Annotated in this window: 7 protein-coding genes; all 7 read right to left on the reverse strand. The window is 27.1% G+C overall.

Annotated elements, in window-relative coordinates:
* Positions 1-2,034, reverse strand: a 2,034-nt coding sequence (locus CLCHR_RS22795) for a DUF262 domain-containing protein (RefSeq protein WP_079442199.1), incomplete at its 3' end; no start/stop codon positions are given.
* A gap of 202 nt (positions 2,035-2,236) precedes the next feature.
* On the reverse strand, positions 2,237-2,752 hold the full coding sequence (locus tag CLCHR_RS22800; RefSeq protein WP_079442200.1) for a hypothetical protein: 516 nt from the start codon (positions 2,750-2,752) through the stop codon (positions 2,237-2,239).
* Between the two features lie 6 nt (positions 2,753-2,758).
* A complete protein-coding gene (locus CLCHR_RS22805) occupies positions 2,759-4,702 on the reverse strand; it encodes an ATP-binding protein (protein WP_079442201.1) in 1,944 nt (647 codons plus the stop codon).
* Positions 4,702-4,842 carry a hypothetical protein gene (locus tag CLCHR_RS25040; protein ID WP_169896871.1) on the reverse strand — a complete coding sequence of 47 codons (141 nt, stop codon included), beginning with the start codon at positions 4,840-4,842 and terminating at the stop codon, positions 4,702-4,704. The genes CLCHR_RS22805 and CLCHR_RS25040 overlap by 1 nt, the downstream gene beginning before the upstream one ends.
* A 19-nt stretch (positions 4,843-4,861) precedes the next feature.
* The gene (locus CLCHR_RS22810; protein WP_079442202.1) at positions 4,862-6,979 is read right to left on the reverse strand and encodes a DEAD/DEAH box helicase family protein; all 2,118 of its coding nucleotides are present in this window, start codon (positions 6,977-6,979) and stop codon (positions 4,862-4,864) included.
* A gap of 28 nt (positions 6,980-7,007) precedes the next feature.
* Complete coding sequence (locus tag CLCHR_RS22815; RefSeq protein ID WP_079442203.1) at positions 7,008-8,174, reverse strand: aminotransferase class V-fold PLP-dependent enzyme; 1,167 nt, start codon at positions 8,172-8,174, stop codon at positions 7,008-7,010.
* A 41-nt stretch (positions 8,175-8,215) separates the two neighbouring features.
* On the reverse strand, positions 8,216-10,003 hold the full coding sequence (locus CLCHR_RS22820; RefSeq protein WP_079442204.1) for a hypothetical protein: 1,788 nt from the start codon (positions 10,001-10,003) through the stop codon (positions 8,216-8,218).
* Positions 10,004-10,252: the final 249 nt, after the last annotated feature.

Raw genomic sequence — 10,252 nt, forward strand, 5'->3', positions numbered from 1 at the left:
TTCTTTATAGTTATCAGGAATAAAATGTGTATTTAACATATACGTATTATTATTTTCCTCTAAACTTTTCAAATATTTTTTAGGTTCCTTTGATGAAAATATCCTATTAGTATCACCTAATATATTAGTTCTATTTAATATTCCATTTAAAATATGTTCCTTTTTGTCTCGTATGCTTTTACTTTGTTCTTGTAATAACGTATAAGTTGCCAAAGGAATAACATGATGGTCTTGAACATCAATTTTAATTTTTCTACCATCAATTTCAATATCACTTTCTTTAGCAATATCCCATGTGTTTAAAAGTATATCATTATATAATAAATCATTTGGCTGCCTACTCAACTCATATTGCAATAGTCCCTTATGTATAGCAACCGGGATTTCTTTATTATTATCTTCTATAAGAATATTTTCATCAGAAAAATCGCTAATAGTAAATATTTTTCCTTCCAGTTGATTGTATCTATTTATCTCTTTTTTTCCTACAATCCAACGGTATAAATCTTGTACATCATCTATTGAGACTTGATTAGGATATATTCTATATTCACCAGCGAAGATACTTCCCCAATACCAATACTCTATTTTATTTAGTGACTTTTTGCATGACCATATTTCATCATTAACAAGTAAATATGCTATTGGCAATATCATTAATTTATAATGTAAATCTGTAATCTTTACAATTCCGCATCTAATTTGCAAAAAAGCTATAGCTCTACTTAACCCTTTTAATGCTAAAGGTGTCAAGTTATTAATTTGCTTATATGATATATTTAATATTTTTTCTTTTTTAGTTAGTTCTATTTTTATGTTATCTACATTTCCATATTGTACATTTGCTAAAATAGATAATAAATTTAAATATTGGTTTTTAACTACAGAATTTATTTCATTATTTTTTACAGTTTCCATGTAAGAGATATTAATTTCAGTAGGCTTATTTCCTTTTATATTATCACATAGTGCTTCACTCAGATTTACATTAGTTTCAAGATAACTAATTATTCTTTTTGTAAGAGAATCTTTTGAACTATCCCTTGCAGCTCTTGCTACAACTAAATCAAAATTATCTAAGTTAGTTCCCCCTTTATTTATTCTTTCAAAAATAATTACAGCTCTTCCAATTTCATCAGACCTTAATGATATAATTTGTGATTCAGTTTTTTCTAATAATCCTTTTAGATAAGAACCTAGACTAACCTTCCAATTTTGTCTCAATTCATTTACTACATTATCTAAATCTTCAATAGTTATTTCATCATAAATTGTATCCAATCCAGCCTTATCCAATATGCTTTTAGCTCTTTGCAAGTCATTTTCTAATTCTGCTTTTAGTTGCATAGATCTTTCTTTAGATATGTACTCTAACGCATAGTTCAATAAAGTTTTATCTCCATCATTGTAAACAGACAATGGTAATAGATTTTCATTTGCCATTTCTTTACTTATATTTAATACATGAATTTTTCCATCTTTAAAAGTTATCCTTTTACCGGTTTTGTCCAAATAAGTATAATCAGGATTCCACCAACAATTAGTTTTAGTAATTCCTATAGGCTTATCTTCTATCATATCTTCTATCTGAGAGGGTTCTATTTTTTTTAGAGAAGACTCATCAAAAACTAAATCTGTCCAACCGAAAATATCTTCTTCTCCTTCTTTAGGTATAACTCTTAAAAACCATTTAGTTCTCAAACTATTATATATACCTCTTATTGTATCTTTCCAATCTTCATCACAAAAAAAGTCACCAAAAATACTTCTTAATGATGTTAATCTCTGCTGTCCATCTAAAAGAAATTTACATTCATCCGTTGGTGTTGCTTCTTGAGTAGAGAACCCTAATCTTTTAGTTGCAAAATCTTCTTTTTTTCCTTCTAATATTAAAAAACTTCCTATGGGTAAATTCAAAAGTACCGATGCTGCAAGTGCTCTTTGTCCAGCTTTATTCCAAACAAAATTTCTTTGAAAATCCGGCAAGACTAATTCATTTTTATCTATTAATTCAAACATTTCTTTAATATTCATATTTCCACATTCCTTATATTCTTATATTTAGTAATAAATCACCATATTGTATCTCATACATTTTACCTTATCTACATCCATTATTTTTTCATTTATTAAAAATATGATTCCTTAATAGGATTTAGTAATATATAAAAAACTTTTATTTCTAAACAAGCAAAAAACTATCTATCCATTAGACAAGATCAAATTTTAAAATCTCTTATATAAGGTTAGCTATTATTAATCTATCCATTGTGGTTTCAACATCAATCTTATCAATTGATTTTATAAATTTATAAAAATTTCTATAATAGCTATCATTGTCAGTGCTTGTCCCTATAACTCTATCATACAGCAAGTTTATGCCTGCTAAAGAATGCTTATAAAACATTTGATATTTTTCATTTTCGCTATCACTTTCATTTGTAAACCAATCTCCAAAGGCTTCGTTAATTATTTGCTTTTGTTTAGATTGATCATTTAATTGATCATTTTTGTTAGCAAGAGTCACTAGACTAGCAAAATATCTCAATCTATCCCATTCCCCATTTAGTTGTTGGATAAATATTTTGACATTGACCGTATCTCTTTCTACATCCTCATACTTGTTAGTTAATAGACCAATAAGTCCAGATACCATATAAACATCAAGTATTCTTTCAAAAATTCCGGTTTCCTTTAATGCATTTGCCTTTCTTGAAAATTCACCATAAAGCACTACATCTCTTATAAACATACGTATCTACCTCTCTTCTATCTTTGTATATTTTTTACCTTCAGTTATAGGTATCAATTCGTATTCTTTTCCAATTCTATCTACTAAATTGTCTTCTATATCTCCTTCAAATTGACTGTCAACAGTAAAAAGAATAAATTGTTCAGCAATATTTGGAAGATTCATTGCTACGTTTTTTCTGTGAACTTTAGATAGTTTTGCAAAAGGTGCATCCATTATTAGAGGATATTGTTCATTAATATCAATATCATCATGCTTTTCTTTTGCTAATGATATTATTCCTGAAATAAAAGCAAAACTTGTCAGGATATCTTGACCTTGTGATGTAGAAACTTCTCCATCAATATCTATAACTGAAAAAGTATAATCTTCCTCCATTTGTATAACATGCTTTGAAGAAATCAATTTTTTAAATATATCATTAACTTTTTCATTTAAACTATTTCTAACCTTAATTTCTCTTGCATCATAAAAAATCTGTAATTCTTTTATTACCTCTTTAACATATTCTTTTCTAATAGTTATTATTTTGTTTTTTTCATCATGTAAAGATAATTTGTCTATATCCGTTTCAATATTTTCAATCTCATTTTTCAAATTATTAATATCTTGTTTTTTTAATTCTAGCCCAATAACTTTGTCATTCTTATCCTGAATAAGCTCTAGCCTCTTTTTTTCTAACTCCTTTGCATAGTCTAATTTTAATAATTTTTTGCTCAAGTCCTCCAGTTCATTATTTGCATCTTCAAGTTTAATAATATTAGTCTCTAGGATCTTAAATTTATCATCTGTTCTTTCCTTAAATTGTTTACTTTCTTTTAAATTTTTTTCTGTTCTCTCTTTAAACTGGTTTAATATTACACCTAAACTAGCAGGTGGTTGATATTCCTTTTGAGCAATTAAACAATCAAATTCTTTGGTTCCCGCTTTAATTTCTTTTCCACAGATGCAATATCCTCTATTTATTAAGCAATCAATTGCAGTGCCGTCTATTCCATTAATACCCTTATCTGTCATATCTTTAATTTGAATTTTATCTTTAAAAATCTTTACAATTTTATCTGCTATAAAATTAGGAAATCCATCTTTATTAATTCTTCTTATATCATTTTTGTTTTCTTGTATTGAAGTATCTATATTTTTTATAGATTTTTCTAATATCAGTCGCTGATTTTCATAGCCTTTTAAATCGTCAAATGATTTTAAATTTTCTAATACTAAATCTAACCTATCATTTATAGCTTCAATCTCTTGTTCTATATCCTTCTTTTCGTTTTCTTTAACTTTCAATTTTTCCTTTTTTTCAATTAATTCTGACCTTTTATTAATTATATTATCATCTGCATTTCCATTGTAATCATTATCCAAATTATCTAATACTTTTTGAGTATGTTTAATTCCATTACTAATGCTATCTAAACCTAACATGTTTCTTACTGCTAGACTTAAATCCCGTCTCCCTTTGCTATTAGACTTGGATAGGTTTTCAATTCTTTCTCCGTCAAAAAAGAAATATGTTGCTAAATCTTGTGGAATAATATTTTCTAATTCAGTAGGGGCGATATCTTTTAATTTTCCTCTTACCTTATATTGAAATAGAACTTTCTTATCAACTCTTTTTAGTTCTTTGTTTTTAGTTTTCTCTAATGAATAGCATCTCTTTAATATATATTCTCTTGTTTTATGCGTAAAAATTATCTCAACCCATACATCTTCTTTTTCATTTATTCGCATATCATTAAAAATTTCAGTTGTAAGAAGACTTTCTTCATTTGGTAGGTCTAACTTTTCATATAAGCACCACATAAATGCTTGCAATAAAGTTGTTTTACCTGCTCCATTCTCACCTTTTACTATAGTAACATTTTTCTTAGGATCTTTAGAAAACTCTATTGTTTGTTTTCCTTCAAATTGTCTAAAATTATATAATGTAATTCTATTTAAGATCATTATCTTATAACCTCCTCAACTATCTCCTTTATGTTCTGTATCTTTTTACTCTCAGGTAAAGACTTAATATTAAGAAATTCATTTTCTTTCTTCATAATTTCATTAACCAATATAGCAACTTTTTCTTTATCTATTGACATTTTTATCTTCCCCTCTTTATTATTCAAATAAGTTATAATATTCTAATATCGGATCTAGTTCAATCAGTGCTCTATTTTTATTTTGAGCTAATTTAGCAAATTCCTCCACTCTATCGAATTCCCTTTTTATCATTGATTTATCACACTTAATTTCATCCGGAGTTAATAACGGTATTTCGGATCTTTCTCTTGGTAATACTATAAAATCATATATATATGCATAATCTTTTCCTTCAAATTTTCTTAATACACGGCCTCTTCTCTGAATAAATTCTCTTGGATTACTTGAGCTCGCTAAAATATAGGCGTTTCTTATACTTGGAATATTAACACCTTCATCTAAACATTTAATGGCAACAATTACTTGTAGCGATTCTCCATCCTTATAATTTTGAATTATTTTTTTCCTTTCATCACTACTTTCTTCTGATGTAAATTTAGCAACTTTCATATCAAATTCTGAACCTAATATCTCACAAACTTTATCGATTTGCTTAACACTTTTTCCATGATCAATAAAATTAACAGCTCCGCAATAAACTAAGTTATAATACGTATCTTTTTGATCTTTCATCAATTCTCTTAATTTTGTTAATTTATTTTCTGCAGAAGCTAATATTCTTGCTCTCTTTATGAGTAACATTTCTAACGATTTACTTTTATTTTTTTTACTTAATGCCATAGCTTTAGCAATTTTTTTTGATAATTCCGCATATTCTTTTCTTTCATCATCTGTTAATGAGATAATTTCTGGATAATAGTAATACTTTGTTAAAAACCCATCATCAATAGCTCGTTTAAGATCAAAACTGTATATTTCCCCACCAAAATAATTACTAAGCTCCTTCGTCCCTTCGTCATCAAAATGCCTAGCAGGAGTTGCTGATAATGCCAATCTATATCGAATTTTAGGTAATAAAACTTTTTTGAACTCATATGCTCCAGCATTATGTGCTTCATCAATAACTAATAATATATTTTTATCATATGTATTTATTAAATTTTGAAAATTTGCTGATTTATATGTTGAATTCGTAGTTAATACACAACCAAATGTAATGACCTCTAAGTCTAGCCTATATATTAATTTTTCTAAACTTTTTTCCCAATTTTTATAATCCGAATTTGAATAAGCAATAATTGGACTTATGTTAAAGCTTATTACATCATCTTTCCATTGCTCAACTAAATGAGTATATGGACATACAATTATAACTAATAATGGTTCATTAATAATACAATCTGAAAGTTCCTTTACAGCCGATAATGCTGTTAATGTTTTTCCTGTTCCTGTCGCCATATTTAATAATCCTATAAATTTATTCTCCCTCCATTTACTTATAGCTTCTTTTTGATAATCTCTTATTTTAAACCATTCAGGATAAACAGGTTTCGCTTGCTCGATAGATTCATTAATTATTCTATTTTTACTAATAAGCTCCATCTCCGATCTTACACTATTCTTTCTGTACCTCAGTATTTTTCTTTTTACCGCTTCTGGAAAATTATATATCTTTAAATTTCTTGTTTCATCATTCCACATGCTATCAAAATTTAATTCTTTTAATTTTGCTCTTTCTAACTCAGTTTCATTTTTCCAAGAACAGTAAACATCTATTGATTCGAAATTTTGCTCGTATGCAAATTCAGATTCATTTAACGAGCCAGTAAATGCCACTTTATTCCCATATTCATCTATTATTATACCTATTTTTTCGTGATACATAGCCATATCTAATTTATTTTCAATAATAGCTACTTTGATATCTAACCTATTGTTCGCTATAAGATTTGCTAAATAATTTAGTCTTTCTTCTTCTAATATTGAACTTGGTTCATGAAAATTATTCATCATACTTTCTTCAAGAACGTTTTCTCTTTTCTTATATCCTAATTTTATTGCTTCAATATCACTTTCTGTTAATCTTTCTGATACAATTAATTTCATTCTGCCATTACGCTTTATTAACTCCGAAATTCCACTAGCTAAATTGCTAAGAGCCGAACTCGAAAAAAAACCAACAGCTCGTTTATAAGTTATAGCTTGACTTAAAGTTGGAATATAAAAATCCTTAACAATGTTATATTCATTATCTGATCTATATTGAATTCTTAAGTTTAAATCTGACAATGACATAAGTTCCCCCCTCAACTACATGTAATAATCACAATTCACTAACTGAATCAATGAATATCCTAATATCATTTTCATTAGTGAAATATCCAATACTAGCTCTTATAGTACCATACTTAGCCATTCCTTCTAAAAATGCCGCCACGTATGGAGCACAATGATGCCCAGTTCTAACACAAACATTAAACTCATCATCTAAAATTGTTCCTACCTCAGAAGCTTTATATCCTTCTATATTAAAAGCTACAACTCCAATGTGATTTGCTAAATTACTTGGTACATACACCTCAATACCATTAATTGACTTCAATTCTTGTACAAGTATCTCACTCAATCTTTTCTCATGTTTAAAAATTTCTTTTATATCTGTATTATTTATCCACCGCAAAGCAGCATTAAGACCAGCTATTGCATAAATATTATAACTTCCTACCTCATATCTTTTTTCACCATCTTGAGGCATCTCCAGATTTGTAGAATCTGATCCTGTTCCACCCGTAATTATTTCTTTTAAATTTATATTACTATTCAAACAAATAAATCCTGCCACTCCTAGAGGTCCATATAATGATTTATGCCCTGCAAATATTATAAAGTCACACATTGATAATTCTTCTGTAATATCAACTGGAACTATACCAAGAGATTGAGCACAATCAACTATATTTATTGGATTATACTTTTCAGCTAAATCATGGCATTGCTTAATTGGTAAAATATAGCCAGTCACATTACTTATGTGAGATAAAACAATCATATCTGGAGTATTTTTTGCAAACATAACCTTTAAGTCTGCATCTTTTAATTCAAATGTTAAATTGTCAAATGGAATTATATGAATATTGAAATCATTTAATTTACTTAACGAATGTAATGTTCTCATAATTGCATTATGCTCGAATGGAGAAACATAAACATTATTTATTTTTTCCCACTCTATTCCTCTTAGAACTTGATTAATTGCTATTGTTGCAGAAGGAGTAAATATAACTTTTTCATTTTTTGCCTTAGAATTGATTAGTTCTAGCAATAGCTTTCTCGTATCTTCTATTAAAGTATTAGCTTTTCGTGCTAATTTATATGATCCTCTTCCTGCATTTACGCATTCTTCTCTCAAAACTTTATCCATTGTAGTATATACTATTTCTGGCTTTGGGTATGTAGTTGCTGCATTATCTAAATATATTAATTTGTTCATGCTTGACCCTTTCTATAGCAAAGAGGGGTTACCCCCCTTTATTAAATATATCTTTCTAAAATACGCATCAAAATATTTCTTTTTTCATTATCATCAATTGAATCTCCAAATTCTTCTATTGTTTCATCAATTGCATTTAATAACACCGAACCTATACTTGAAACTTCTGCTCTATTAAAAGTTTTTTCAATTTCTTTATCATCTTCATCATCAATTAGTATTCTAATCAAGCTCCCACTAGCATTACTTTCAGCAATTTCATAATTATCAATTAGTTTCTTACAATTATTAAGAGTTTCGAAATACACATCAATTGTAGTATCATTCCAATCTTCGATTGACAATCCTGTCATCACTCTTGCAAGCCTGTTTATATTTTCCTCATCATTATTACCTATTTTCTCTAGCAACTTAAGAAATTCATTTGTTGTTCCATTATATAAATGAGTTTTCTTATCTTCTTCAATGTCTATATACCAAGCCCTCAAATTACTACTTAAAGAACCTTTATAGCTTGCATTTATTACTTCACTTGTCTTATTTATAACATATTCCTTTACTTTGTTATCATAAGAATCTAATTTTTTCTTAATTTCTTTTAGCTTATATATACATTCTTCATATGAATCAGTACCTAATATACTTTTCATTTCGTGAAATAAAAATTCCCTATAATTCATTTCATATCTCATTATATCTTTTCTTAGTCTTCGAATATCTGATGATAAAACAGTACCATCAGTAACATCTTCTTTATAATTTTGAGTAAGTATACTTAATGATTGTAACCATGCTTGCATTCCTTTTACAATATTAATAAATTTATTATCCGAATTTAAATTTAAGTATGGCAAATATATATCTGATAGTTCATTAGTATATTTAGTTTTTTCAACTGTACCTTTCTCAATTTTTAAAAGATACTTTTCAGGATGATTATTAATATTAGTCAATATACTGTACTCTAAGTTCATTTCTTTTTTGCTTCTACCAGATTTTAAGTATAAGATTGATTCTTCCTTGTAATCTTTTAATACAAAAGCTAAGTAAATTGGTAATATTCCTTTTCTCGCACCAATTCCTTTTTCATTACTAATTAATATTTGATATAGTTTATCAAAACAAATTTCTTCTTTTTCAGCATCTTTTATAAAATTATAAATTTCATTTACAATTACGTGATTAGTCTTGTTATTATCCAATAGGAATTGATTTTTAATGGTAGCTCTAAATAAAGTACATTCTGGTGAATTTTTTGTATAATCAAACTTTTTATATGAACCACATAAAAGCATATGAACTATAGTATCCCTTGCTTTTTGAATAGGACTAGATATATTACTCTTATTAATTAACTCATTATTTATTTTAGGAGTATTATAGAAATTATTCTTACAAATTTCTGAAAGCAAATTTGATAGCTCTATTGGCTTAATAAATTTATATTGCTTCGAATTTGTATAGATACTACAATTATTCCTAGTTAACTCATAATTTTTATTTAAATAATTAGTGATCTTATTAACTATATCTTCATATAATAAATCCAATTGAGATTCGATAGCTTTATCCTCTTTAAGGAATTCTAAATCAGTTTTTAAATAAAGTATTGATTTATACCTTGATAGATCTTTGCTAATGTCACTACTAGACTCTTTATTAGGCACAACTACAAGTATTCGATTATCATTAATAGATTTCAGCCAATTACAAACATTTTCTTTCTCTTCCTCATTGAAATATATTAAATCTATAATTACTCCATCAGAACCATATTCATTAATTAATTGCTCTGCATTGCTATATGAAGTTATTTCGTTAATTGTCATAAATATTCTTCTAAAATACCTAGTAATCTTATATATATCATTATACTTTCTAGGTAATATATATTTGAAATCTATTAATTCTGAATAAGTATTTGAGAAATTTATCTCCTTAAATCTGGTTTCAGCTAAATTATGAATTGATATCTAATGCAACAAAGAAAAACAAAACTAAGTTAATGGAGTTTATAAAAGATAATCAAGATAAACTAGATGATTTAACAAGCGAAGGCGAAAGATTATTTAACAGTG

It is taken from the genome of Clostridium chromiireducens (assembly GCF_002029255.1).
Taxonomy (GTDB): Bacteria; Bacillota; Clostridia; order Clostridiales; family Clostridiaceae; genus Clostridium; species Clostridium chromiireducens.